This window comes from Nocardia sp. CA-128927, assembly GCF_050955855.1.
Classification (GTDB): Bacteria; Actinomycetota; Actinomycetes; order Mycobacteriales; family Mycobacteriaceae; genus Nocardia.
Genome location: NZ_CP192087.1, coordinates 3,689,774 through 3,716,026 on the forward strand (window position 1 = coordinate 3,689,774; position 26,253 = coordinate 3,716,026).

Annotated in this window: 19 protein-coding genes, 3 rRNA genes and 1 pseudogene; 17 read left to right on the plus strand and 6 right to left on the minus strand. The window is 64.1% G+C overall.

The features are described from left to right. Window positions 1-10 precede the first annotated feature (10 nt). From ACQPW1_RS17445 to ACQPW1_RS17455, 3 genes are all read left to right on the plus strand, one after another. Complete coding sequence (locus ACQPW1_RS17445) at window positions 11-2,257, plus strand: hypothetical protein (protein WP_433665270.1); 2,247 nt, start codon at window positions 11-13, stop codon at window positions 2,255-2,257. Between the two features lie 243 nt (window positions 2,258-2,500). Further along, window positions 2,501-3,157: a GtrA family protein gene (locus ACQPW1_RS17450; protein WP_433663735.1), complete on the plus strand. Its 657-nt coding sequence runs from the start codon at window positions 2,501-2,503 to the stop codon at window positions 3,155-3,157. A 9-nt stretch (window positions 3,158-3,166) separates the two neighbouring features. Then, the gene (locus ACQPW1_RS17455) at window positions 3,167-3,394 is read left to right on the plus strand and encodes a Trm112 family protein (RefSeq protein WP_433663736.1); all 228 of its coding nucleotides are present in this window, start codon (window positions 3,167-3,169) and stop codon (window positions 3,392-3,394) included. A 108-nt stretch (window positions 3,395-3,502) separates the two neighbouring features. Here ACQPW1_RS17455 and ACQPW1_RS17460 read toward each other — a convergent pair whose 3' ends face one another. The 5 genes from ACQPW1_RS17460 to ACQPW1_RS17480 all read right to left on the minus strand — a co-directional run bounded on the left by ACQPW1_RS17460 (window position 3,503) and on the right by ACQPW1_RS17480 (window position 8,005). Further along, entirely contained in the window at window positions 3,503-4,144 is a 642-nt protein-coding gene (locus ACQPW1_RS17460; RefSeq protein WP_433663737.1) for a TetR family transcriptional regulator, read from the minus strand. Next, on the minus strand, window positions 4,141-4,935 hold the full coding sequence (locus ACQPW1_RS17465; RefSeq protein ID WP_433663738.1) for an ABC transporter permease: 795 nt from the start codon (window positions 4,933-4,935) through the stop codon (window positions 4,141-4,143). The genes ACQPW1_RS17460 and ACQPW1_RS17465 overlap by 4 nt, the downstream gene beginning before the upstream one ends. 49 nt (window positions 4,936-4,984) lie before the next feature. Beyond that, window positions 4,985-5,716, minus strand: coding sequence for an ABC transporter ATP-binding protein (locus ACQPW1_RS17470; RefSeq protein ID WP_433663739.1), 732 nt, complete (start codon window positions 5,714-5,716; stop codon window positions 4,985-4,987). Window positions 5,717-5,978: 262 nt separating this feature from the next. Further along, window positions 5,979-7,502: a multicopper oxidase family protein gene (locus ACQPW1_RS17475; protein ID WP_433663740.1), complete on the minus strand. Its 1,524-nt coding sequence runs from the start codon at window positions 7,500-7,502 to the stop codon at window positions 5,979-5,981. Between the two features lie 86 nt (window positions 7,503-7,588). Then, a complete protein-coding gene (locus ACQPW1_RS17480; RefSeq protein ID WP_433663741.1) occupies window positions 7,589-8,005 on the minus strand; it encodes a MarR family winged helix-turn-helix transcriptional regulator in 417 nt (138 codons plus the stop codon). Window positions 8,006-8,229: 224 nt separating this feature from the next. On the opposite strand from ACQPW1_RS17480, the gene ACQPW1_RS17485 reads away from it, so the two are divergent. The 6 genes from ACQPW1_RS17485 to ACQPW1_RS17510 all read left to right on the plus strand — a co-directional run bounded on the left by ACQPW1_RS17485 (window position 8,230) and on the right by ACQPW1_RS17510 (window position 13,081). Beyond that, window positions 8,230-9,405 carry an NAD(P)/FAD-dependent oxidoreductase gene (locus tag ACQPW1_RS17485; protein WP_433663742.1) on the plus strand — a complete coding sequence of 392 codons (1,176 nt, stop codon included), beginning with the start codon at window positions 8,230-8,232 and terminating at the stop codon, window positions 9,403-9,405. A gap of 32 nt (window positions 9,406-9,437) precedes the next feature. Then, window positions 9,438-10,322, plus strand: a complete 885-nt coding sequence (locus ACQPW1_RS17490) for an RNA polymerase sigma-70 factor (RefSeq protein WP_433663743.1) — start codon at window positions 9,438-9,440, stop codon at window positions 10,320-10,322. Window positions 10,323-10,385: 63 nt separating this feature from the next. Beyond that, a complete protein-coding gene (locus ACQPW1_RS17495; protein WP_433663744.1) occupies window positions 10,386-11,534 on the plus strand; it encodes a low temperature requirement protein A in 1,149 nt (382 codons plus the stop codon). A 107-nt stretch (window positions 11,535-11,641) separates the two neighbouring features. Next, window positions 11,642-11,923 (plus strand): DUF3761 domain-containing protein, encoded by a 282-nt coding sequence (locus ACQPW1_RS17500; protein ID WP_433663745.1) that lies wholly within the window; start codon window positions 11,642-11,644, stop codon window positions 11,921-11,923. Window positions 11,924-11,938: 15 nt separating this feature from the next. Next, window positions 11,939-12,565, plus strand: coding sequence for a DNA-3-methyladenine glycosylase (locus tag ACQPW1_RS17505; RefSeq protein WP_433663746.1), 627 nt, complete (start codon window positions 11,939-11,941; stop codon window positions 12,563-12,565). Between the two features lie 96 nt (window positions 12,566-12,661). Beyond that, the gene (locus ACQPW1_RS17510) at window positions 12,662-13,081 is read left to right on the plus strand and encodes a DoxX family protein (protein ID WP_433663747.1); all 420 of its coding nucleotides are present in this window, start codon (window positions 12,662-12,664) and stop codon (window positions 13,079-13,081) included. Window positions 13,082-13,144: 63 nt separating this feature from the next. On the opposite strand, the gene ACQPW1_RS17515 is transcribed toward ACQPW1_RS17510, so the two are convergent. Next, window positions 13,145-13,471, minus strand: coding sequence for a hypothetical protein (locus ACQPW1_RS17515; protein ID WP_433663748.1), 327 nt, complete (start codon window positions 13,469-13,471; stop codon window positions 13,145-13,147). Window positions 13,472-13,528: 57 nt separating this feature from the next. On the opposite strand from ACQPW1_RS17515, the gene ACQPW1_RS17520 reads away from it, so the two are divergent. The 8 genes and pseudogenes from ACQPW1_RS17520 to ACQPW1_RS17555 all read left to right on the plus strand — a co-directional run bounded on the left by ACQPW1_RS17520 (window position 13,529) and on the right by ACQPW1_RS17555 (window position 26,250). Then, on the plus strand, window positions 13,529-14,164 hold the full coding sequence (locus ACQPW1_RS17520) for a TetR/AcrR family transcriptional regulator C-terminal domain-containing protein (RefSeq protein ID WP_433663749.1): 636 nt from the start codon (window positions 13,529-13,531) through the stop codon (window positions 14,162-14,164). Between the two features lie 82 nt (window positions 14,165-14,246). Continuing rightward, window positions 14,247-15,524 carry a tyrosine--tRNA ligase gene (gene tyrS, locus ACQPW1_RS17525; protein ID WP_433663750.1) on the plus strand — a complete coding sequence of 426 codons (1,278 nt, stop codon included), beginning with the start codon at window positions 14,247-14,249 and terminating at the stop codon, window positions 15,522-15,524. A 538-nt stretch (window positions 15,525-16,062) separates the two neighbouring features. Beyond that, window positions 16,063-17,579, plus strand: a 16S ribosomal RNA gene (locus tag ACQPW1_RS17530). Between the two features lie 348 nt (window positions 17,580-17,927). Continuing rightward, window positions 17,928-21,063: ribosomal RNA gene (locus tag ACQPW1_RS17535) — 23S ribosomal RNA — on the plus strand. Window positions 21,064-21,294: 231 nt separating this feature from the next. Next, a 5S ribosomal RNA gene (gene rrf / locus ACQPW1_RS17540) occupies window positions 21,295-21,411 on the plus strand. The 16S, 23S and 5S rRNA genes sit together here, the layout of an rRNA operon. A gap of 1,228 nt (window positions 21,412-22,639) precedes the next feature. Further along, window positions 22,640-23,635, plus strand: a pseudogene (locus tag ACQPW1_RS17545) (hypothetical protein); the annotation flags it as partial. A gap of 940 nt (window positions 23,636-24,575) precedes the next feature. Beyond that, complete coding sequence (locus ACQPW1_RS17550) at window positions 24,576-24,890, plus strand: hypothetical protein (protein WP_433663751.1); 315 nt, start codon at window positions 24,576-24,578, stop codon at window positions 24,888-24,890. A 451-nt stretch (window positions 24,891-25,341) separates the two neighbouring features. Beyond that, window positions 25,342-26,250 (plus strand): HAD-IIA family hydrolase, encoded by a 909-nt coding sequence (locus ACQPW1_RS17555; protein WP_433665271.1) that lies wholly within the window; start codon window positions 25,342-25,344, stop codon window positions 26,248-26,250. Window positions 26,251-26,253 lie beyond the last annotated feature (3 nt).

Consider the following 26,253-nt stretch of genomic DNA (forward strand, 5'->3'; position numbering starts at 1 on the left):
GGGACTCGTGGTGGAAAGCAGCGCCCTCGCCCGGCGGGACGTGTACAAGTGGGGCTTGATTACCGCACTCGGTGTGCTGGCCGGATACGGTGCCGTTCTGCTGGCCAATGTCCGGCATTTCTACACCGACGACACCGAGTCGCAGTACGCCCCGCTGTGGGTGATGCTCGGGAATCGCCTGCGGGACGGGCAGTTCCCGGCGATGATCCCCGAGCACTGGATGGCCGGTAACTACGCCATCGAAGAGGCGGGGCTGCTGAATCCGCCGCAGCTGCTGATCGATCTGATCGCGCCCTCGGTGGACAACGTCGCGCTCTACGCCACGATCGTCAAGCTGATCTTCGCGATCGTGCTCGGGCTCGGTGTGTACCGGGTGTGTTTGGAGTACGGGGCCAGTGCGCCGTGGGCTTCGGTCGCGGGGATCTCGATTCCGTTCACCGGGTGGCTGTTGTTCTTCGACGAGGCCAGTTGGTACACCGCGTTTGTCGGGACCGCGTGGTTGGTGCATGCGTGGGCGTCGGGTGTTCGCTATGCGCGCGGGCGTAGTGGGCCGATTCCTACCTTCGTCTTCCTGTATCTGGCGATTTCGGTGCAGTACATCTTCCCCGCGGTCGAGGCCGGCCTGATGATCGGCGCTGTGGCGGTGGGTGAGGTTGTCTACCAACGCAAGTGGGTGCCGTCGCTGCGGTTGCTCGCGGCGTCGGCGTGCGCGGCGTTGGCCGGGCTGGCGACCTACCTGCCGAGCATGTTGTCGGCGAAGGTGACTTGGCGTGGCACCGCGCAGATCAACAACGATCAGTTCCTGACCGTGCCGTGGTCGGAGTCGCTCAATGCGAGCCTGCCGAGCACGTTGCCTGCGTACAGCTCCTGGTGGGGTTATGTGCAGCCGATGCCGGTGGTTTACATCGCGTGGTTCCTGATTCCGGGGTTGGCGTTCATCGATTGGCGTAAGGCGAAGGAGAACTGGCGGGAGTTCACCGCGATCGCGTTGGTCGCGATCATGGCGTTGATGTGGACGGCGGGGCCGGGCACCATCGGGCCGTTGCGTTGGCCTGCGCGGGTGTTGCCGATGGTCGCGCTCGGGCTGCTGGTGCTGGTGTGTGTGCTGCTCGGTCGGTTCGCCACCTTCGATGGTTGGCGGCGGCGTGGTGTCGCGGCGGGTGTGCTGATCGGGCTGTTGTTCGTGCGCTCGTTCTCCGCGGCGCCGGACGAGCTGGGCTGGCATGTGGTCGCGGCACTTTCGGTGGCCGCGCTCGGTGCGGCGGTGGTGTGGCTCGGCCGTACCCGGGGGATGGTCGCGGCCTGCGTGCTGACGCTCGTTGCCGTGTTCCCGATCGCCTACATCCAGGTGCGTGCCGCGCAGCCGACGCCGATGAGCTGGAACCTGCCGGAGAACCGGTCCGAGATGAAGGCCGCGTTCCCCGACTTCACCGGCACCACACTGCAACTCGCCGATCGCGGACCGATCCCGCCCGCGGAGAAGAACCTGAAGGGCGCCTACGGGTCGCTCGTCTTCGGCAACTACGCCAAGGATCTCGAGCTGACCTACGTCAGCGGCTACACCCCCAACGGGCACTTCTGGTTCGGCGAGATGCTCTGCATGCGATGGGACACCAGCGTGTGCCCCGACGCGTTCCGCCGGGCGTTCGAGGTCGAACCGACCACCGGGCGCACCATCGTCGACCTGATGAAGGTCGACCGGGTCGTACTGCAGCGCTCGATGTACCCTGACGCCCGCAACCAACCCGCACCCGACGGCTGGAAGTGGGTCGACTACCCCGGCCACGAGCAGCAGATCTCCGTGCTGGAACGGGTTGGCGGATTGATCTCCACCCGTAACGGCAGAGTCGCAGCCACCACCGGCGTCACCGCAACCTCGGTCGAAGAATCCGACATGACCAGCCGAGTCCGAGTGAACTCGGACAACGGCGGCCAGGTCATCTTCGCCCGCCTCGGCTGGCCCGGCTACCGAGCAACCCTCAACGGCCACGACATCCCGATCCGGGTAGTCGCGAAAACCTTTGTCGCACTGGATATCCCAGCAGGCACCAAGAACGGCGACCTGGACCTGGGCTGGCGCCCACCCGGCTGGAAGATCGGCGCGGGGTCAGCACTCCTCGGCCTCCTCGGCGTCGGTGTGCTGCAGTGGGCCTTCCTGCGCAGTCGGCGACGCGACGACGGGCTCGATTCGGCAAACCCCGCCGACACCGACGAACCGACCACCCCACAACCGGACCTGGTCGACGCGAATCGTTGACGTCGGACCCCATCGCGGCGGGGCGTAGCCGGTCCTTTGGCGTACTTCTGGGCGTTTCCGAAGCTGGACCATGATCAGGTGGAACTGATGCTGGTATCGGCCCGAGAGCCCAACTGCACCAGTTCCCCTTGATCATGAAGGTGGCCGCCGATGTGTGGCTTGGCGGGCCGATCGGTGCGCCCGTCGACCCGGCCGGAGCGTCGGGGCGATAGAGTGCCTGGCGCGACTGGAGGTGGGCGTCTGATGGATTTCAACGGTGAGCGAAGTGCGGCGTCCGCGGGTGCCGACGGGGTCGCGCCGACGGTGACGCGGGGCTCGGGTTCGTTGGTCGATGGGCAGGATGTGCACGCTGTGGGTGGGGGCGATGCGATGAGCGGCGCAGTCGGTTCGTCGGTGTCCGGCCTGGCGCTCAGCTCTGCGGCCGAATCGATCGACCCATCGGACGATCTCAGTACCGAGCAGGCGAAACCCGGTCCGCTGCTGCGTCTCGTGCAGCGGCAGGAGGTCGCGTTCGCCGCGGTCGGCGGATTCAATACCGCGCTGGGGATCGGGCTGACCATTGTCTGGTTGGCGGTGCTCGGCGACAATGTGCCGCCGTCCGTCGCGGTGGCCGCCGCCTACGCCGTCAGCATCGTCATCGCGTTCGTGCTGCATCGCACGCTCGTGTTCCGGGTGCGCGGGCACCTGCTGCGCGACTTCCTGCGCTTCGTCGCGGTGAATTCCGGTGGGCTGCTGCTGAATATGGCGCTGCTCGAACTGGCCGTCTCGGTCTGGCACTTCCCCGACAAACCCGCAGCGGTCGTCGTGATGGCCCTGGTCGCCGTCGTCAGCTACTTCGGCCACCGCCACATCTCGTTCCGGCGCCGACCGCCGGTCGAAGCAGACAGCCCCGTCGGGTAGGTTTTGCTCATGTCGGAGCACACCTTGGACGCCACGCTGTTGAGCCTGCTGGCCTGCCCCCAGGACAAGGGCCCACTACTGCTGGTCCGCGCAACCGAGGGCACCGTCCTCTACAACCCCCGCCTGCGCCGCGCCTACCCCATCGACAACGGCATCCCCGTGCTGCTGATCGATGAGGCCCGCGACGTCTCCGACGCCGAACACACCGACTTCATCGAGCAGCCCGTAGAAGCCTGACCCAACGGGACCAGGCCACGCACACACTCGACCCTCGCCACCAAGTCCCGCTCGAACGCTCGGCCAGGTTGTGGCATCCCCGAACGGGCCATGATGGCCAGCGTCGACTCAGTTGGGTTTGGTTGGGGGTGTGTCTATTTCGCCGGTCAGGTAGCGCTGGAGGGTGGGGGCTATGGCGGTGATGAGGTCTTCGGCGGGGGCCGACGCCATGGGCTCGATGCCGATGACCTTGCGGGCCATCAGGAGGCCGATCATTTGTGAGCCGAGTAGGGCTACTCGTAGGCGGCCGTCGTCGTCGGGGGTGGCGATGCGGAGGCGGACGCGTTCCATGACGACCTCCAGGATGAATGCGCGCGCGAGCGAGTTGTCACCGCCGCCGATGATGCTGCGGACCATCGCGACGATGCCGGGGCCGGCGGGGGAGTCCCAGACGCCGAGCACCGCGCGCAGGATCGCTTCGCCGAGCCGATCGATCGGGGCGGCGTCGACGGCCGAGAGGGTGAGTTCGGGATTCACCGGCAGTTGGACGACCGCGCCGAACAACTGCTGTTTGGTGCCGAAGTAGTGGTGCACCAACGCGGGATCGACACCCGCGTCCGAGGCGACCGCGCGGATGGACGTCTTGTCGAAGCCCGCCTCGGAGAACCGCACGCGCGCCGCGGCCAGGATCGCCTCGCGCGCGCCGGACTGTCCGGGCCTGCGCCCGGAGCGGGCGGGGCGATCCCCGGTATCGGATCCGTTCGCCGTCACGGAGTGCGCCGCCGTAGCGTCGCCGCGCCGAGGCACAGGGCGACCACCGCGAACCCGGCGACCACCGCGAGATCGCGCCACATCGCTCCGGTGGCATTCGAGTGTGTCGAAACCTGTTGCAGCGCATCGACGGCGTAACTCAACGGCAGCACATTGCTGATCGCCTCCAGCCAGCCGGGCAGTTCCCCGCGCGGAACGAGCAAGCCGCACAGGAAGATCTGCGGCGCCACCACCACCGGCATGAACTGCACCGCCTGAAACTCGGTGCGCGCGAACGCACTTGCCAGCAGACCCAACGCGACCCCGCAGACCGCGTCGACCACCGCGATCAACACCACCCACCCGGGACTGCCCACCGATTCCAGACCGAGCAGACCGAACGACACCAGACAGGCCACCACCGCCTGCGCCGCCGCGGCCAGCGAGAACGCGGTGCCGTAGCCGCCGAGCAGATCGAGTTTCGCCAGCGGCGTGGTGAGCAGCCGCTCCAGCGTGCCCGAGGTGCGTTCGCGCTGCATGGCGATGGCGGTGATCAGGAACATCACGATGAACGGCAGGATGCCGAGCATGCTGATGCCGACCCGATCGAACAGTGACACCGGGTTGAACGGGTTGGTCGGTGTGTCCCGATAGATGAAGTACAGCAACGTCATCAGCAGTGCGGGGACCACCACGATCATCGCGACGGTGCGGTGATCGTTGCGCAGCTGACGCAGAATGCGGGTGGTCGTCGCGATGTACGGGCGAAGGGTGGGAGTCCGTCGTGTCGCGGGCTCGAGTATGGCGGTCATGGTTCCTGCCTAGTGTTCGACGCTGCCGCGCAGCGATTGTGTGCTGTGTTCATGCCGCTTGCCCCGTCGTAATCAGCGTGAGGAAGGCACGTTCGAGGTTCTGCTCGCCGGTCTCGGCCCGCAACTCGTCCGGGCTCAGCTGCGCCAGCAGATGCCCGTCACGCATCAGCAGCAGCCGATCGCAATGCTCGGCCTCATCCATCACATGGCTGGACACCACCAAAGTCGTTCCATTGGACGCCAACTCACGCAACTGCTGCCAAAGATCCACGCGCAGTATCGGATCCAGCCCAACGGTCGGCTCGTCGAGCACCAACAGCTCCGGCTGAGCGACCAGCGCGCAAGCCAGCGAGGCCCGCGTCTTCTGCCCACCGGACAACTGATCGCCGCGCTGATACGCATGCTCCGCCAACCCGACCGCATTGATCGCGTCATCGGTAGCACCACGCTCCCGCCCATAGAGCGCGGCGAAATACGCGACGTTCTCATGCACGCTGATATCGGAGTAGATACTCGGTGCCTGCGTGACATACCCGATCCGCCGCCGCAGTTCCGCCGACCCCGCGGGCCGCCCCAGCACCGAAATCTCCCCGGACTCCACGATCTGCGTACCGACAATGCTGCGCATCAACGTGGTCTTGCCGCAGCCGGATGGACCGAGCAATCCGGTGATCGACCCGCGCGGAATCGTCAACGAAACGTCGTGCAGAACCTCACGTCCGCCACGCCGCACCGTCAGATTCTGCACCTCGACAGCAGGTGATGAGGTGTTTTGCGACATGGTCGCCTCAATTCATCGAGTGTTGAATTCACTGTGTGATGAATTTAGCGCGAGCACGCCTCGAGGGCAAGGGCCGATGCCTTCAACCCGGCGTGTCCGCGATATCCGCGCCGAGTGGCGTGGTCGCTGCGCAGCCAAGTCGTGGCATGCGACGAACGGCATCAGATCGTGGGACGGCGGTTGCCAGGGCTGTTAGATCGGTCTGTACGACCTGGTAGCCATGCAGGGGCGCGGGATCGATGGATGGCAGGCTGATCCCGGCTCAGTGTCCGTGGTGCTGGGGCGGTGGGCCCGCTGATCCGCCCGGTTCGACCACCACGAATTGGCCCATCATTCCCTGGTCCTCGTGCCAGAGCAGGTGGCAGTGGTACATGTAGGGAGTGTTGGGGTCGGCGGGCCCGTCGAAGCGCATGGCGAGCTCGACGGTGGCGTTCGGAGGGAGGAAGACGGTGTCCTTCGGGCCGGTGAGTTCGGCGGGCGGCGGACCGTCGTTTCTGGCGAGCACACGGAACTGCACGTCGTGGATGTGGAAGTTGTGTGGCATGCCGTCGTTGTTGTGCACGGTCCAGGTTTCGGTGCTGCCGCGGGTGACGGTGAGGTCGATTCGGTCCATTGCCATCGGCTTGCCGTTGATGCCTGCGAGATTGATGTCGAAGCGGCGTTCCTGGACCGAGTCCGAGCCGTCGGGGGTGGACGGGTGGGCGAGGGCCGCGGGCAATTGTGTTGCGGGGCGCAGGGTTTGGGCGGCACGGAGTTCGAGGATGTCGAAGGTGTCGTCACCACCGGCGAAGCGCTGGTTCCAGAAGTCGAGTCCGGCGTCGAGTTTGTTGCTGCGCAACACGGTTCGCTCACCGGGGCGCACCCGCACCACGATCTCGGCGCGCTCACCCGGCGATAGTTGCAGTCGATCAAGGACGACGGGGCGTTCCGTCAGTCCGCCATCCGTTGCGATGAGCGAGAATTCGCGCTCATCGGCGAAGCCGAAGGTGTAGATCCGCGCCGTCGAGGCATTGAGCAGACGCAGGCGGATCAGCTCGTCGCCGACGTCGCGGTACGGCGTCAGCGTCCCGTTGACCATCGTCTGATCGCCGAGAAACCCGACGTCACGGAAGATCCCATGCGACGAATCGAGCTCGGCGCCAAGGAATTTCATGTCCTGAACGATGACCGGCAAGTCGTCGACACCGTAGTTCTTCGGCAACGGCAGTGATTCGGAGACCTCGTCATCGAGCAGGAACATCCCGGCAAGCCCACGCCGCACATGCTGCTCGGTCACACCGTGCGGATGAGGGTGATACCAAAGCGTGGCGGCGGGTTGATCCACAGTCCACTGCGGAGTCCACATAGCGCCCGCCTGCACCATCTGATGCGGCCCACCATCCATCGCCGCAGGCACATGCATCCCGTGCCAGTGCACCGTCGACGCCTCGGGCAGCTGATTGTGAACGGTGACCGCGACCTTCTCGCCACGCCGAGCCCGCAAGGTCGGACCGAGGTAACTGCCGTTGAACCCCCAGGTCGCCGTCGCCTGCCCAGGCCGGAATTCCGTTCGCCCCGAACGCATATCGAGCTCGAACTCCCGCGTCCCGTCCGGACGCACCTGCGACGGCGCGAGCGGCGGAATGGCGAGCTCATTGCTGAAATCCGTACTGCCGACAGTGGATACGGCCGCATTCACGAACACCAGGGTGACGCCCCCGCCGATCGCAAGCGCCAACAGCACGACGAGCGAGCCGAGAACCATGAACAACCGCCGCCACCTGCGCGGACGAGAAACCGAAACCATCTGCTGACGGTAGAAATCAGCCCCGCCCCGGCACATCCGGGAGCGTCCCTATTTCGCCCCCTGACTTCCGTACCGCCACACCAGGGTCACTCGCCGAGCTCGACCGCCGAATCGTGCCCAGCCGCGGCGGTACGCCGCAGAAAGTCCGCGATCAACTCGAGTTCGCTCTCGGTATACCGATCACAGAGCTCGTCCATCCGATTGTTCATCCCGGAAAGCACTTGGTAGAGCTCGGAATTGCGCTCACGGGTAGCCCGGATGGTGACCGCACGCCGATCACTGGCCGCCGGATCGCGCTCGCGGGTGATCCAGCCGCCCCGCTGCAACCGATCCAGCACCCCCGTCATCGTCGCCGGATGCAACCCGGCGAGCTTGGCCAGCGCGCCCGCACTGATCGGACCGTGCCGGTTCACCAGATCGAGGCAGTTCCAATCGGCGCCGTAACCGATTACACGAGGGCCACGCGGACAAGCGCTACACCGCCCGCGTCGACCTGGCCGCAAGCCTGCTCCGCTTGGTCGAGGATGACACCTTCGTGCGCAAGATCGTCAGCGTGGTCACGACGACCGACAACCCCAGCCTGTTCCAGCTGATCCGCACAGAGGCGCTGGGAAAGAGCTGACAGATCATATGACCCGGATCACAGCCACACCTTGTCACGCCAGCCCCGAGCTGTTTGTCCCATGGTCGTCACCAACCCCGGTGACCTGACCATCGGAGCAACGCCATGAACACCGAACATCGAATCGTCATCCTCGGCGCCGGCTACACCGGCATGCTGGCCGCCGTGCGATTGGCCCGGCGAACCAGGAAACAACACGTTCGCATCACCCTGGTCAACCCGTCGCCACGATTCACCGAACGCCTGCGCATGCACCAGGTCGCCGCGGGCCAGGAACTGGCCGACTACCGCATCGACGACATCCTCACCGGCACCGGCATCCAATTCGTCCAGGGCTGGGCCACTTCCATCGACCCGGCCGCCGGACACGTTGTGGTCGACCGAAATCGAACCCTGCCCTACGACGACCTGGTGTACGCCCTCGGTAGCAGCACCGACACCAGCATCGTCCCCGGCGCCGCCGACCACGCCTGGACCCTCGACAATCCGCGCACCGCACGCCATTTCGCCGACCGGCTGAATGCTGTTGCGGCCCAAGGCGGCACGTTGACGGTATGTGGCGGTGGACTGACCGGCATCGAGGCGGCAACCGAGATCGCCGACAGCCACCCGGAATTGCGCGTCACGCTGATCAGCGTCGGCGCGCCGGGCACCATGATGGGCGACAAGGCCCGCGGCTACCTCAACCGCACCCTCGATCGCCTCGGCATCATCCGCGAAATCGGCAGTGCCGTCACCAAGGTGCTCCCCGACGCGGTCGAATTGTCCAACGGCACAATCGTTTCCGCCGACATGACGCTGTGGACCACCGGCACCCGGGTAGCCCCGTTGGCGACACAGGCAGGCATCGAAACCGACGCACGCGGCCTGATCGTCGTCGACCAGACCCTGCGCTCGATCTCGCACCCGAACATCCACGCCGTTGGCGACGCGGCCGCGGTCCGCATGCCATGGGGCCAGATCCACGGCACCTGCCAGAGCGGCATGCCGACCGCCGCCTACACCGCCGACACCATCGCCCGGCAGCTGCGCGGAAAGACGGTGCGGCCGTTCCGCTTCGGCTACTTCCACCAGCCGGTCAGCCTCGGCCGCCGCGACGGCGTCATCCAGTTCACCAGGTCCGACGACACACCGGGACGGTGCTACCTGACCGGCCGACTGGCCGCCGCCTACAAGGAATCGGTCAGCGCCAGCCCCGTCCCGCTCTTCCGGTTCAGCCGCCGGATGAACGTCCCGGTCAAGCTGAAGGCAGGCCGCCCGGCCACCACCCAGCCCGCGTGACCTGCACCGAGCGGATTTGGGAGCATGACCAGATGGTCGACGCAACACCCCGGCAAGATCCCTTCCTCGAACACCGGCGGCTACTCTTCGCCACCGCGTATCGAATGCTGGGCACCGTCACCGACGCGGAGGACATCCTCCAGGACACCTGGCTCAAATGGCACGAGACCGATCAGGCGACGGTGCGCCACCCCAAGTCGTACCTGGTGCGCACCGTCACCAATCTCTCCCTCAACCGGCTCACCTCCGCCCGCGCCACCCGCGAGAACTACGTCGGCCCTTGGCTTCCCGAACCCCTGCTCACCACGCCGAACATCGCCGAGGAGACCGAATTGGCCGACACCGTCTCCACCGCGATGCTGGTGGTGCTGGAAACCCTGACACCGGTCGAACGCGCCGTCTTCCTGCTGCGCGAGGTGTTCGGCTACACGCACGCCGAGATCGCCGACACCCTGGACCGTCCCGAACCGACCATCCGCCAGATCGCCCACCGCGCCCGCGCGCACGTGCAGTCCCGGCGCCCGCGCTTCGACACCGACAAGGCCGAACGCGACCACATCACCGCACAATTCATGGCCGCCTGCTCCGGCGGCGACCTCAACGCACTGATGGATCTGCTCGCCCCCGACGTCACCCTGTGGTCGGACGGCGGCGGCGTGGTGACCGCGGCGCGACGCCCGCTCTACGGCCCGGACCACGTGGCCCGCTGGCTGCTCGGCGTGTTCGCCAAGCCGGTCTCCGCGGGCTTCGAGCTGCAATCCGCGTACATCAACGGCGAACTCGGCACGCTCGCCTGCATGGGCGGAAACCCGGGCGGCGCCTTCACCTACGACATTGTCGACGGCCGAATCCAGAATCTGCGATTCCAGGTGAACCCGGGCAAACTCAAGGGCCTGTACATCGACCCCCTCGGCTAACTCGTGGCGACGCGCCCGCTGGTCCGGTGGGCGTCGGCGGCGTGTCCGATTTAGGCTCCTGCGGTGACCAATGAAAACCCAACAGTGTCCGCCGACGGGGGCCAGTTACGGGCGTCGACGCTGGAGCTCTTCTTCGATCTAGTCTTCGTCTTCACCATCACCCAGCTCACCCACGTGTTCACCCACCATCCGGGGTGGCAGGCGCTCGGTCAGGTCGCACTGCTGTTCGGCGTGATCTGGTGGATGTACAGCGGATTCGTCTTCCTCACCAACGAGGTCGCGCCGAACAGCTCGGCCCGGCGCACCTGGCTGCTGATCGGCATGTTCGGGTTCTTCGTGGTGTCACTGGCCATTCCGGACGCCTTCCACGGCACCGGAGTGGCCTTCGGCGTCGGCTACTTCGTGATCACCGCGGTGCACACGGCGCTGTTCTATAGCAACGGTGGTGAGTCCGCCGTCCTCGCGATCAAGCGGATCGCGCCGCTCAATACCCTCGCCGCCGGGTTGGTGCTGGCCGGCGGATTCGTGCATGGCTGGCATCAGTACGCCTGCTGGGGTGCGGCGCTCGCGGTGCAGGTGCTGACCCCGTATCTGGTCGATACCGGCGACTTCCGGATTCGGGCCAGTCATTTCTGTGAGCGGCACGGGCTGGTGATCATCGTCGCGATCGGCGAGTCGATCGTCGCCATCGGCGTGGGGCTGGCGGGGGAGAAGATCACGGTGCCGCTCATCGCGACCGTGGCGCTCGGGCTGTGCCTGGCCTACGTGCTGTGGTGGGCGTATTTCGGCATCGATGACGAGCGTGGGGAACACGCGCTCGCCGCGGTACCCGATCATGAACGGTCCAGGCCTGCGGTTCTGGCGTACGGGTATTCGCTGTACGTCCTGCTCATCGGCATCATCGTGACGGCGGCGGGCATCTCGATGAGCATCGCGCACGGCAACGAACCCGCGTCCGTCCCGACCGCCGCCGCGTTGTCCGGCGGAGTCGCGCTGTATTTCCTCGGCCAGTTCTTCTTCCGTCGGGCACTGCGTTTGCCGCGGTCGTGGAGTCGGCTGATCGCGGCCGCCGCCGTCACCGCGACCATCCCGATCGGGGTGGTGTGGGTGTCGTGGGGGCAGCTGGCGGCGCTGGTCGCGGTGGGCTATGCCGCCGTCATCACCGATGACCTGATCACCTTGCGGAGCGGTCAGCACAGCTCGTATCTGTAGATCGTCTGACCGATACCGGAGCCCCGCCGGCGCGCGGTAGGTTGTTGCGACCGGTGAGATCGTTGACGTATCTCATCGAATGTCATTCTGTCGCAAGGACTTTCGCAATGAGAACGAAATCTCTGCTCGGGCTGTTCGCCGCCGTCGTCGGCATCGCGGCCCTGGTATCCCCGCCCGCAGCTGCGACACCGGCGCTGCACACCGCGTGTCCGGCGAGTCAGTACGAGAACGTCGACAAAAAGTGCGTGCCGCGGCCACAACAGGCCGCCACCCCGCCATCGGGGGCAACCGCGCACTGCAACGACGGCACCTATAGCTGGAGTCAGCACCGCAGTGGCACCTGTTCCGGACACAAGGGCGTCGCGGAGTGGCTGGTGCAACTGTCGTAGTCGCCGTCTTGGACAATGGCGGCTGTGTGTGCCGATGAGCTAGCCGTCGAACCGCCCGTCGCCGCCCGCCGATTGCTGGGGGCCACCCTCTGGTCCGGCGCGGTCGGCGTGCGGATCGTCGAGGTCGAGGCATACGGGGGCGATCCCGCCGGGCCGTGGCCGGATCCCGCCTCGCATTCCGGGCGCGGGCGGACCAAACGCAACACCGTGATGTTCGGCCCGGCCGGAGTGTTGTACGTCTACCTCAGTTACGGCATGCACACCTGCATCAATGTGACGAGTGGGCCGGACGGGATCGCCAGCGCCGCGCTGATCAGGTCCGGTGAGGTGGTGGCCGGGCTGGACGAGGCCCGCGCGCGGCGGCGCACCGCGCGTTCCGATGCCGACTTGGCAAGGGGGCCGGGCAATCTCGGCAGTGCGCTGGGAATCACGTTGAGCGACTACGGAACCCCGCTGTTCGAGCCGTCCTCGACGATCCGGCTGGAACTCGGCGACGCCATTGCCGCGAAGCAGATCGCCAGTGGTCCGCGGGTCGGTGTGAGCACTGCGGCGGATCTGCCATGGCGGTTCTGGCTACCGTCGTCGCCCGCGGTTTCTACCTACCGTCGCAGTCCCCGCGCACCGCGCGCCGAGGCCTCCTGAAGTTTCTTCGCGGCCACCGATGAGTTTTCTCCAGGGGCCACGTCCTATCAGGTGAACGCGCTAACACCCAGCGCGACCGACCTGAAGGAAGACATCATGACCGCCGTTCCCGCCGCCGCCCCCACCGCTCGCCCCGGCAAGACGCTGAACCGCGTGCTCTGGACCCTGCAGATCCTGCTCGGCCTGTTCTTCATCATCGCCTCCGCGCTGCCGAAGCTGTTCGGCCAGGAAGATGCCGTGCAGTCCTTCAACGACATCGGCTGGGGCGACTGGTTCCGCTACCTCACCGGCGTCGTCGAGCTCTCCGGCGGCATCGGCCTGCTGGTGCCCCGCCTGAGCGGGCTGGCCGCCGCGGGCCTGTCGATCACCATGGTGCTGGCCGCCGCCACCCAGGCGTTCCTGCTGGATGCGCCCGCCCTCGCGCCCTTCCCGCTGGTGCTGGCCGTGGTGTTCGCCTGGATCGCCTACGAGCGGCGCGACAGCATCGTCGCGGTGCGGGAAATGCTGTCCCGCTGAACAATTCGACAATGCGGACGATCGGCGGACTTCGGTCCGCCGATCGTCGTGCCGCTTTGCGGGTCATTCCGTAATCGGTTGGGAGAGATCGTCTTCCGTGATCACCTGGTACACGGCGTTCAAGGTCGGTTCGCCCACCAGGTGCTTGATGCGTTCGTAGCGGCGTTTCTCGATCGGCGCGATGCGGTCCATCCACACCGGAATGTCCGCGGGCTCGGCGTTCTCGATGAGGGCGAGGGTGAACAGCTCACGAGGGTCGTCGATGTTCAACGCGCTGAGTACGCGGGTGCGTGGGTCGCCGGGGACGGTTTCGTCGGGGATCCACGCCTTGCGGAAGGTTGCGTAATCGACCCCGTCGTTGAGGCGGCGGGACATGGCTGCGATCAGCATCTTCGAGGGCCTTTCCAGTTATCTTGCAGTGCAAGAAAAACCTGGAAGGATGGTCGTGTGGCTGATCGAAGGTCCCGCCCGCGCGCCGGGCTCACCAGGGAGAAGATCCTGGACGCGGCGATCGCGTTCGTCGGCGAACACGGGCTCACCGCCTTGTCGACCCGCAAGCTCGGTGCGGCCATGGGGGTAGACGGCATGAGTCTCTATCACTACGTGCCGAGCAAGGCCGCCCTGTTGGACGGCATGGTCGAGCGCCTGCTCGAACAATCGGAGTTGCTGCCCGCCGGTGACCTGCCGTGGCCCGAAGCGGTAACCACGATGGCGCACGGGTTGCGGGCGACACTGCTCGCCCATCCCGCGACACTGGGCATTCTGGCGACCAGGCCGGTCAACTCGCCCGGCGCCTATCGGATTCTGGAATCGGGCCTGGCGGTGATGTGCGATCAGGGCGTGCCGCTCGACCGGGCGATGGACATCGTCAATGCCGTGATGACATTCGTCATCGGCCACACCCTCGCCGAGCCCGGGACAACCCCCGGCCATGAGCAAGCCGACACGGCCCAGGCCGAGGCGGACGCGGATGCCTATCCACTGCTCGCCGAATCACTAGCTACGGGGGCGGGCCTCGACTTCGCGTCCCGCTTCGCGCTGACCGTGGACATCCTCGTCCGCGGCTTCGCCGACGCCGCGTAATTCGCTCGACCTGCGGCGGATAACGCCGACACACTGAGGTGCACTCGAGCCACCAACTACCCGTGCGGAAAGATGGGACACCGTGAGCGGCGACATCATCGACGAATTGACCTGGCGCGGACTGATCGCGCAATCCACCGACCTGGACGCGCTGCGTGCGGCCCTGGACGCGGGACGGTTGACCGTCTATGCCGGTTTCGATCCCACCGGGCCCAGCCTGCACGCCGGACACCTGGTGCCACTGCTCGCGCTGAAGCGTTTCCAGCGCGCGGGCAATCGGCCGATCGTGCTGGCCGGCGGCGCCACCGGACTCATCGGCGACCCGCGCGACGTCGGCGAGCGCACCATGAACTCGACCGACACCGTGCAGGAGTGGGCCGGACGCATCCGTTCACAGCTGGAACGGTTCGTCGACCTCGACGATTCGCCGACCGGCGCGGTGATCGCGAACAACATGGACTGGACCGGGCAGCTGTCCACCGTCGACTTCCTGCGCGATGTCGGCAAGCACTTCTCGGTGAACGTCATGCTGACGCGCGACACCATCAAGCGGCGGCTGGACGGTGAGGGCATCTCCTACACCGAGTTCAGCTACATGCTGTTGCAGGCGAACGACTACGTGCAGCTGCGTCGTACCTACGACTGCACGTTGCAGGTCGGCGGCTCGGATCAGTGGGGCAACATCATCGCGGGCGTCGAGCTGAACCGTCGCGTCGACGGCGCTTCGGTGCACGCGCTCACGGTTCCGCTGGTGACCTCGGCCGATGGCAAGAAGTTCGGCAAGTCGACCGGCGGCGGCAGCCTGTGGCTCGATCCGGAGATGACCAGCCCGTACGCCTGGTACCAGTACTTCGTGAACACGGCCGATTCCGATGTGATCCGAAACCTGCGCTGGTTCACCTTCCTCTCGCGGGAGGAACTGGCCGAACTCGAGGTGGCCACGGCGGAGCGGCCGCATGCGCGAGAGGCGCAGCGCAGGCTGGCGGCCGAGATGACGACCCTGGTGCACGGTGAGGCGAACACCCGCGCGGTGCAGTTGGCGAGTCAGGCGTTGTTCGGTCGCGGCGAGCTGCGCGAATTGGACGAGCCGACGCTGGGGGCCGCGCTGCGCGAAGCCGCCGTCGCCGAGCTGGCCGCGGGGGAGCCGAGCACCATCGTGGATCTGCTCGTCGCCACCGGGTTGAGCGAAAGTCGCGGCGCCGCCCGGCGTGCGGTGAACGAAGGCGGGGCCTCGGTCAACAACGAGCGGGTCTCGGATCTGGAATGGACCCCCGCCGACAGCGACTACCTGCACGGACGCTGGCTGGTCCTGCGGCGCGGAAAGAAGAACCTCGCAGGGGTACTGCGGGCAGGTGTATGAAGATCGCGGTGGCTTGAGTCACATCCATGTGATTCAAGCCCCCGATCGGTCCGGATCCACGGCTCTGACCTGGCGAAACACCGGCCCGAGCAGCGGATTTGACTCTGCGTTATCCGCCGCGTAACTTATTCCAAGTCAGAGCGACACGGACGCCGACCCGGAGCCGAGAAGCTCAGCGGAAACGCTGAGCGGATGGACCGGGAAACGAGGTAGTACGAGAGCGCCTGGCCATCAGTAAGACGTCTAAGGTGATCACGCGGACTTGACTCTGCGGGAGAAGCCGTTTAGGCTGGAACAGTTGCCTCACGGACGAACCGGTTAACACCGGGGATGAAGTGTGTGCGTGTGTTCTTTGAGAACTCAATAGTGTGTCGATGAATGTCAGTGCCAATTATTTAATTGGTTCCGGCCTCTCATACCCCCCGGTTGACGAGGTCGGACATTTAGTCAGCAAATCTTTTTGCTGGCGTTTTGTTTTGCTAGGTTTTCGGACTCTAGTTATTCTTCTGATTAGCCCTTCGGGGTAAGTCAAGAGTCTTCAACGGAGAGTTTGATTCTGGCTCAGGACGAACGCTGGCGGCGTGCTTAACACATGCAAGTCGAGCGGTAAGGCCTTCGGGTACACGAGCGGCGAACGGGTGAGTAACACGTGGGTGATCTGCCTCGCACTTCGGGATAAGCCTGGGAAACTGGGTCTAATACCGGATATGACCTTCCAGTGCATGCTGGTTGGTGGAAAGATTTATCGGTGCGAGATGGGCCCGCGGCCTATCAGCTTGTTGGTGAGGTAACGGCTCACCAAGGCGACGACGGGTAGCCGACCTGAGAGGGTGACCGGCCACACTGGGACTGAGACACGGCCCAGACTCCTACGGGAGGCAGCAGTGGGGAATATTGCACAATGGGCGAAAGCCTGATGCAGCGACGCCGCGTGGAGGATGACGGCCTTCGGGTTGTAAACTCCTTTCGACAGGGACGAAGCGCAAGTGACGGTACCTGTAGAAGAAGCACCGGCCAACTACGTGCCAGCAGCCGCGGTAATACGTAGGGTGCGAGCGTTGTCCGGAATTACTGGGCGTAAAGAGCTTGTAGGCGGTCTGTCGCGTCTTCTGTGAAAACTTGGGGCTCAACCTTAAGCTTGCAGGCGATACGGGCAGACTAGAGTACTTCAGGGGAGACTGGAATTCCTGGTGTAGCGGTGAAATGCGCAGATATCAGGAGGAACACCGGTGGCGAAGGCGGGTCTCTGGGAAGTAACTGACGCTGAGAAGCGAAAGCATGGGTAGCAAACAGGATTAGATACCCTGGTAGTCCATGCCGTAAACGGTGGGTACTAGGTGTGGGTTTCCTTCCACGGGATCCGTGCCGTAGCTAACGCATTAAGTACCCCGCCTGGGGAGTACGGCCGCAAGGCTAAAACTCAAAGAAATTGACGGGGGCCCGCACAAGCGGCGGAGCATGTGGATTAATTCGATGCAACGCGAAGAACCTTACCTGGGTTTGACATACACCGGAAACCTGCAGAGATGTAGGCCCCCTTGTGGTCGGTGTACAGGTGGTGCATGGCTGTCGTCAGCTCGTGTCGTGAGATGTTGGGTTAAGTCCCGCAACGAGCGCAACCCTTATCTTATGTTGCCAGCGCGTAATGGCGGGGACTCGTGAGAGACTGCCGGGGTCAACTCGGAGGAAGGTGGGGACGACGTCAAGTCATCATGCCCCTTATGTCCAGGGCTTCACACATGCTACAATGGCCAGTACAGAGGGCTGCGAGACCGCGAGGTGGAGCGAATCCCTTAAAGCTGGTCTCAGTTCGGATCGGGGTCTGCAACTCGACCCCGTGAAGTTGGAGTCGCTAGTAATCGCAGATCAGCAACGCTGCGGTGAATACGTTCCCGGGCCTTGTACACACCGCCCGTCACGTCATGAAAGTCGGTAACACCCGAAGCCGGTGGCCTAACCCCTTGTGGGAGGGAGCCGTCGAAGGTGGGATTGGCGATTGGGACGAAGTCGTAACAAGGTAGCCGTACCGGAAGGTGCGGCTGGATCACCTCCTTTCTAAGGAGCACATCTCCACGACGCTTCACGTAGGTGAATGTGGTTGTGGCAGAGACCGTTTGTGTCCCCATTCGTGGGACTGCGGACGCTCATGGGTGGAACGCTGACAAGCTTTCTCACATAGTGGCCGGTCCTCAGTGACTGGCCCCGTGGGGGATATATCGACACACTGTTGGGTCCTGAGAGAACACGCAAGTGACTCTCTAGGCGAAGATAACGACAAGACCGAGTGGTCACGCAGACCGCATCGGCTTCTCTCTTCGGAGAGGGGTTGGTGGGCATGGTGGTGATCGAAGCTCGGTTTTGTGTGTTGTTTGAGAACTGCACAGTGGACGCGAGCATCTTTGTTAGTAAGTGTTTAAGAGCGTACGGTGGATGCCTTGGCACCAGGAGCCGATGAAGGACGTAGGAGGCTGCGATAAGCCTCGGGGAGCTGTCAACCGAGCTGAGATCCGAGGATTTCCGAATGGGGAAACCCAGCACGAGTGATGTCGTGTTACCCGCATCTGAATATATAGGGTGTGTGGAGGGAACGTGGGGAAGTGAAACATCTCAGTACCCACAGGAAGAGAAAACAATAGTGATTCCGTGAGTAGTGGCGAGCGAAAGCGGAAGAGGCTAAACCGTTTAGATGTGATACCCGGCAGGGGTTGTCTAGACGGGGTAGTGGGGCTCACTTTCCAGGTTCTGCCGAGCCTGGCGAGAGTCAGAAACCGTTGTGTTAGTCGAAGTGGTCTGGAACGGCCTGTCGTAGAGGGTGAGAATCCCGTAGACGAAAACTCAGCGGCTCTTGTAGTGAGTACCCGAGTAGCAGCGGGCCCGTGAAATCTGCTGTGAATCTGCCGGGACCACCCGGTAAGCCTGAATACTCCCTGGTGACCGATAGCGGACTAGTACCGTGAGGGAAAGGTGAAAAGTACCCCGGGAGGGGAGTGAAATAGTACCTGAAACCGTGCGCTTACAATCCGTCAAAGCCTGCGAGTCGTTTGGTCGGCTGTGGGTGATGGCGTGCCTTTTGAAGAATGAGCCTGCGAGTTAGTGGCATGTGGCGAGGTTAACCCGTGTGGGGTAGCCGTAGCGAAAGCGAGTCCGAATAGGGCGACCAGAGTCGCATGTTCTAGACCCGAAGCGGAGTGATCTACCCATGGCCAGGGTGAAGCGACGGTAAGACGTCGTGGAGGCCCGAACCCACTTAGGTTGAAAACTGAGGGGATGAGCTGTGGGTAGGGGTGAAAGGCCAATCAAACTCCGTGATAGCTGGTTCTCCCCGAAATGCATTTAGGTGCAGCGTCACGTGTTTCACGCCGGAGGTAGAGCTACTGGATGGTCTAGGGGGCCTACAAGCTTACCGAAATCAGCCAAACTCCGAATGCCGGTGTGTGAGAGCGTGGCAGTGAGACTGCGGGGGATAAGCTTCGTAGTCGAGAGGGAAACAGCCCAGATCGCCGGCTAAGGCCCCTAAGCGTGTACTAAGTGGAAAAGGATGTGAAGTCGCGAAGACAACCAGGAGGTTGGCTTAGAAGCAGCCACCCTTGAAAGAGTGCGTAATAGCTCACTGGTCAAGTGATTTTGCGCCGACAATGTAGCGGGGCTCAAGTACACCGCCGAAGCCGCGGCATTCACACAATACGTCCGCACATCCTTACGGGGGTGTGTGCAGCGGTGTGGATGGGTAGGGGAGCGTCCTATAGCCATGGAAGCAGCAGGGTGACCTAGTTGTGGAGGCTATGGGAGTGAGAATGCAGGCATGAGTAGCGAAAGACGAGTGAGAAACTCGTCCGCCGAATGACCAAGGGTTCCTGGGCCAGGTTAATCCGCCCAGGGTGAGTCGGGACCTAAGGCGAGGCCGACAGGCGTAGTCGATGGACAACGGGTTGATATTCCCGTACCCGTGTATCCGCGCCCATGATGAATCAGTTGTGCTAAGTGTCCTGAACTTCCGAGAAGACCTTCGGGTCTCGAGTGGAGGGATGCACATGACCCTGGCTGGTAGTAGTCAAGCGATGGGGTGACGCAGGAAGGTAGCTGGGCCAGTCAGTGGTTGTACTGGTGTAAGCCTGTAGGGCGTGGTGTAGGCAAATCCGCACCGCATGTAGCCTGAGAGGTGATGCGTAGCCGATTGAGGCGAATTCAGTGATCCTATGCTGCCGAGAAAAGCCTCTAGTGAGTTGGTACACGGCCCGTACCCCAAACCGACACAGGTGGTCAGGTAGAGAATACTAAGGCGATCGAGAGAACTGTGGTTAAGGAACTCGGCAAAATGCCCCCGTAACTTCGGGAGAAGGGGGACCTGGTTTGGTGACGGAATTTACTTCCTGAGCTGGGCGAGGTCGCAGAGACCAGTGAGAAGCGACTGTTTACTAAAAACACAGGTCCGTGCGAAGTCGTAAGACGATGTATACGGACTGACGCCTGCCCGGTGCCGGAAGGTTAAGAGGACCGGTTAGCGCTTCGGCGCGAAGCTGAGAATTTAAGCCCCGGTAAACGGCGGTGGTAACTATAACCATCCTAAGGTAGCGAAATTCCTTGTCGGGTAAGTTCCGACCTGCACGAATGGCGTAACGACTTCTCAGCTGTCTCAACCACAGACTCGGCGAAATTGCATTACGAGTAAAGATGCTCGTTACGCGCGGCAGGACGAAAAGACCCCGGGACCTTCACTATAGCTTGGTATTGGTGTTCGGTACGGTTTGTGTAGGATAGGTGGGAGACTGTGAAGCGGGCACGCCAGTGTTTGTGGAGTCATCGTTGAAATACCACTCTGATCGTATTGGACTTCTAACCTCGGACCATGATCTGGTTCAGGGACAGTGCCTGGTGGGTAGTTTAACTGGGGCGGTTGCCTCCTAAAATGTAACGGAGGCGCCCAAAGGTTCCCTCAGCCTGGTTGGCAATCAGGTGTTGAGTGCAAGTGCACAAGGGAGCTTGACTGTGAGAGCGACAGCTCGAGCAGGGACGAAAGTCGGGACTAGTGATCCGGCACCGGCAAGTGGAAGCGGTGTCGCTCAACGGATAAAAGGTACCCCGGGGATAACAGGCTGATCTTCCCCAAGAGTCCATATCGACGGGATGGTTTGGCACCTCGATGTCGGCTCGTCGCATCCTGGGGCTGGAGTAGGTCCCAAGGGTTGGGCTGTTCGCCCATTAAAGCGGCACGCGAGCTGGGTTTAGAACGTCGTGAGACAGTTCGGTCTCTATCCGCCGCGCGCGTCAGAAACTTGAGGAAGGCTGTCCCTAGTACGAGAGGACCGGGACGGACGAACCTCTGGTGTGCCAGTTGTTCCGCCAGGAGCACTGCTGGTTAGCTACGTTCGGAAGGGATAACCGCTGAAAGCATCTAAGCGGGAAGCCTGTTCCAAGATGAGGTTTCTCACCACCTTTGAGTGGTTAAGGCCCCCCACAGACCATGGGGTTGATAGGCCAGAACTGGAAGCTCGGTAACGGGTGTAGGTGACTGGTACTAATCGGCCGAGGACTTACCAACAAAGAAGCTACGCGTCCACTGTGCAGTATCTGAAACAACACACGATCCGTGTTCACGGGTTCGGAGTGAGAGTTTCAGAGGCTTGCGCCTTTGAACACTTACCGGATTGGCAGGATTTCAGGGTTTACTTCCTGGAGGTTCTGTCTCGCTGGTGGGGTTTCAGGGGCCGCAGGCCCCTGAAGATTCCTCCCTGGTGAACCTGGGGCACGGAGTGTGACAGTTTCATAGAGTTACGGCGGCCATAGCGGCAGGGAAACGCCCGGTCCCATTCCGAACCCGGAAGCTAAGCCTGCCAGCGCCGATGGTACTGCACTCGACAGGGTGTGGGAGAGTAGGACACCGCCGGAACATCCTTCGCGATAGGGGACCCAGATTCTGGGTCCCCTATCGTCGTTTCAGCACCTTGTGGTGCCGAAACGACGTTGCCGTGTCAGGCCCCCACCAAGACACGTGATTGAATTCGTGGGGCCCCTACCACTCTTGCGGACCTCAGAAAGGGATCACCGTGTCGGAACAGAACGACGACCGGAAGTCCTCCCCGCGCGGCGAGGGATCCGATCGCCCAGCTCAGGGCAGCGGTGGGGCCGACGGCGACGCCACCAAGAACCGCCCCGACCGCGAAAGCGGCCAGCGCGGCGGATTCAAACGAAGCAACGACTCCAGCGACCGCAGCGCATCAGACCGCCGCGGTGATTCCGGTGGACGCAGTGGATTCAGCCAGCGCGGTGACTCAGCCCAGCGCGGCAATTCAGACGACCGGTCCGGCTCGAGCGACCGCGGTGGGTACCAGCGCCGCGAGAGCTCCGGCGAACGAGGCGGCTTCAACCGCGGCAGCGATTCGACCTCGCGCGGCGGCGCAGGCGACCGCGGCGGCTCCAACAATCGTGGCGATTCCGGCGGCTTCAATCGCCGCGGCGACGCCGGTGCCTCAGGCAACTCCAACCGTGGCGGCGACTCGGACAACCGCGGCGGCTTCAACCGCAGCAGTGGTTCCAGCGACCGCGGCGGCTTCAATCGCACTGGTGGCTCGGGTGAACGCGGCGGCTTCAACCGCGGCAGTGATTCCGGTAGCCGCGGCGGCGACTCCAGCGAGCGCGGCAGCTCTAGCCGTGACAGCGCCCCCGGCGATCGCGGTGGTTTCAAACGTAGCGGCGACTCGACCGGACGCAGTGACTCCAGCCGTGGAAGTTCTAGCGACCGTGGCGGTTTCAACCGCGGCAGTGATTCGGGCGATCGCGGTGGCTTTAACCGCAGTAGCGGCTCCAGCGACCGTGGCGGGTTCAACCGTGGTGGCGATTCGGACAGCCGTAGTGGGTTCAACCGTAGCGGCGGTTCCAGCGATCGCGGTAGTTCTAGCCGCGACAGTGCCTCAGGCGACCGCGGTGGTTTCAACCGCAGTGGCGACTCAGGCGGCCGTGGAGGCTTCAACCGTAGCGGCGGTTCTGGCGATCGCAGCGGCTCTAGCCGTGACGGTGGTGCAGGCGATCGCGGTGGGTTCAATCGCAGTGGTGACTCGACCGGGCGTGGTGACTCCAGCCGTGGAAGTTCCAGTGACCGTGGCGGTTTCAATCGCGGGAGCGATTCGGGCGATCGTGGCGGCTTTAACCGCAGCGGTGGTTCGAGCGACCGCGGTGGATTCAATCGTGGTGGCGACTCCGGCGGCCAGCGTTCCTCGGGTGATCGTGGCGGTTTCAACCGCAGTGGTGGATCCGGTGATCGCGGCGGCTTCAAGCGTGGCGGCGATTCCGGCGGCCGTGGTGGGTTCGATCGCGGCAATGATTCGCGGGGCAACGGACCTGACGATCGGCGTCGTGGTGGCGAAGGCGCCCGCAGCAATGCGGGTGGCGATCGGTCGCAGGATCGGCGTCCGCCGCGTCCCGAAGAACCCGATCTTCCCGATGACGTGCAGCCCTCCGATCTGGAACCCGCGGTCCGTCGCGACCTGCTGAGCCTGGACAAGTCCAACGCGGAAGCCGTGGCCCGTCACCTTGTGATGGCAGCCAAACTGATCGACGACGACCCGCGCCTCGCCCTCGCGCACGCTCGTGCCGCCCGGCAACGTGCGGGCCGCATCGCGGTGGTCCGCGAAACCGCAGGCGTCACCGCCTATCACGCGGGTGAATGGGCCGAAGCCCTCTCCGAGTTGCGCACTGCCCGCCGCATGTCCGGCGGCTCCGGCCTGCTCGCCGTGATGGCCGACTGTGAGCGCGGCCTCGGCCGCCCCGAACGCGCCATCGAACTCGGCCGCAGCGACGAGGCCCGCGCCCTGACCGGCGACGAAGCCACCGAACTGCGCATCGTCGTGGCTGGCGCCCGAATGGACCTCGGCGAATACGACCAAGCCGTCGTAACCCTGCAAACCTCCGAGCTGGACCCCTCCCGCACCGGCTCCGCCGCCGCCCGTCTCTTCTACGCCTACGCCGACGCCCTGGTCGCCGCGGGCCGCACCGACGAGGGCCTGACCTGGTTCCTCAACGCGGCCTCCGCCGACCTCGACGGCGAAACCGACGCAGAAGAGCGCGCCGAAGAACTAACCGGCGGCCCTCAACCCGCCGACGACCTCGAGCTCTAACCCGACTCGAATCATCGAACGGGACATAGCGGCGGCCGCCGCGGCGTGTCACCGCCGCCATGTCCCTGTCGGCGACTGCACCGCACTGGTGGGGTTGTCGAGTGGGACATGGCTGAGCCTGACTGGTGAGCGGCCTATGTGGTCGACGGATGATCGGCTTGCTAGGCGGACCTTGATGGCGAATTCGACGCCGTCGAACTAACTGGCGCGACCGACCTCCTGGCGCAGCCCAGCCTGCCGATGACCTGGGCGAGCCTGGTTGGTGGGTCGCCTATGTGTCGACGGGGTTAGACAGCATGCTGCTCGGCGGTCCTCCATGGCGAAATCGGCCCATAGGAACTAACTGGCGGCGCCAACCTCCTAGCGCGTTCAACCCGCTGATGACCTGGGCGAAACAGACGGCATGAAATGCATTGCCGACCCCCGGGTTGCCGTGACTTGCAGGCCGGTCGTCCGTTTCGCACGGCACGTTTCATTCAGTTTGCGCACGTGTATGAGATGTCCACCGCCGTTGCGGATGAGTTGCAAGACACTAGATCCGCGGGCTCGAGCATCATCTCCACCGGCCTTGACGCGCCACCTTCGCGCGGTACCACTAACGCCGTACATCGCCATAACCACTAGGCGACTTCGCATATCAGCGCCGTTCGACGCATACCCGTCAGCTGAACAACCGCTATTTGCAGCCACAACTACCTGTGTGAAGTCCGTCAAGCCCCTAAAAGCATGCTGACCAGTTTTCTGAATTGCCGGCCACTCACCGGGATTCGTTGTGCCCGTTGAACTCTTCTGCGGAATGCGCAACTAGCCTGGGGGTGACCACGTAGTGTTCTCGTGGCGCGAAATCGCCACGGGTGTGCCGACTTCGGTTGGTGTGCCCGGCGACGCGATGCGGGTCGGCGATACGTCACGGGACTGTCTGATTTCAAGGAGATGCAGGATGAGTAGTTTTCGGGCCACTGTATTCGTCGGCTTGGCCGCCGCGGCGTTGACCGCGATGGGCGCCGTTTCGGCCAATGCCGAGCCGTCCAACTACGGGGAGCTGGCCAAGCAGGCTTGCGCCGACGCGGGTTTCGAATACACCGAGAGCATCAACCTGCCGGGCGGCGTGTCCGCCAAGGCGACCTGCCACCGGGCCGGTGAGGACGTCGTGCAGTTCGTCCCGATGCCGAAGGACGCGGACTGCTCCATCCCCGGCATCATGTCGCCCAAGGCAGGTAAGGCCGACGGCCAAGGCAACTGCGTAACGGGCTAGCTGTCCCGCCTCTCCGGGTATTCAGGCCAGGCTGATGGGCGGGGAGGCTTGCGTTGGCGGCTGCCGGTTTCGTGGTGGTGGGATTAGCCGGTACCCGGCGAGTTACCCATATGTCAGCGAAATCAGTTGTGGCGGTTGGCATATATAGGCCGTGAGCGGTACGAATGAGGTACACCGAGCGGGACATGACGACGGCGAATCGTGAGAGGAGCCGCAGTCATGTCCCGCTCGTCGTTGTGAGCCACCCTGGACTGTGGTGGACCACCAGATGTCGCCCGCCGCGGCGCATGTGAGCCCGTGCATGGCGTCGGTGCCATGCGTTTCATGTCGGACTGCTGGCGTAGTGTTCGGATGTCTCGGACCGGCCGAGGGCAACGCCTCGGCGCGGTGAATGCAAAGTGGCGCGGTGGATGCAAAGTTCGGCACGGTGCCGATCGACACGGAGAGTGGTGTGAAGCGGCTACGAGATGGCTACGAAGCCTTGTTGCTGGATCTGGACGGCACCCTGTATCGCGGGCCCGTGGTGATCGAGGGTGCGCCGGCGGCATTGGCTGACGACGGGTCCGCGCAGCGGCTCATGTACGTCACCAACAACGCCAGCAGGTCACCGGAGACGGTCGCCGCACACCTCACCGAACTCGGCTTCCGCGCGACCACCGATGAGGTGGTGACGAGCGCGCAGGCGGCCGCGCGCCTGCTGGCCGAACGACTGGAGCCGGGCGCGGAAGTACTGGTCGTCGGCACCGACGACCTGGCCGCCGAGGTGACCGCGGTGGGCTTGCACCCGATCCGCCGCTTCGACGACACCCCGCCCGCCGCTGTCGTACAAGGACATTCACCACAGACCTGCTGGGCCGACCTCGCCGAAGCCGCATACGCCATCCGCGCGGACGCACTGTGGGTCGCCGCCAACACCGACAAGACCCTGCCGAACGAACGCGGCCTCGCCCCGGGCAACGGCTCGATGGTTGCGGCCCTGCGCACCGCATCGGACCGTGAACCGATCGTCGCGGGAAAACCCTACGCACCCCTGCTGGAAGACGCCCTCGTGCGCGCCGGAACCCGCAGCGCACTGGTGGTGGGCGACCGACTCGACACCGACATCGAAGGCGCGAACACCGTCGGCCTCGAATCGCTGCTGGTCCTCACCGGCGTCAGCACCCTCGACGAGCTGAAAGACGCGTCCGCCGAGTTCATCCCCACCTACGTCGCCGACTCGCTGGACGCACTGAACTACCCGCCGATTCCGGCCGAAACGGACATCGACCCGAGTGACCTCGCCGCGGACCTGGCCGACCGGTTGCGGCGCAACCCGGGACGAGCCGTGACGGTACGCGCGTCTGGTTCGGAAATCCGATAGCGT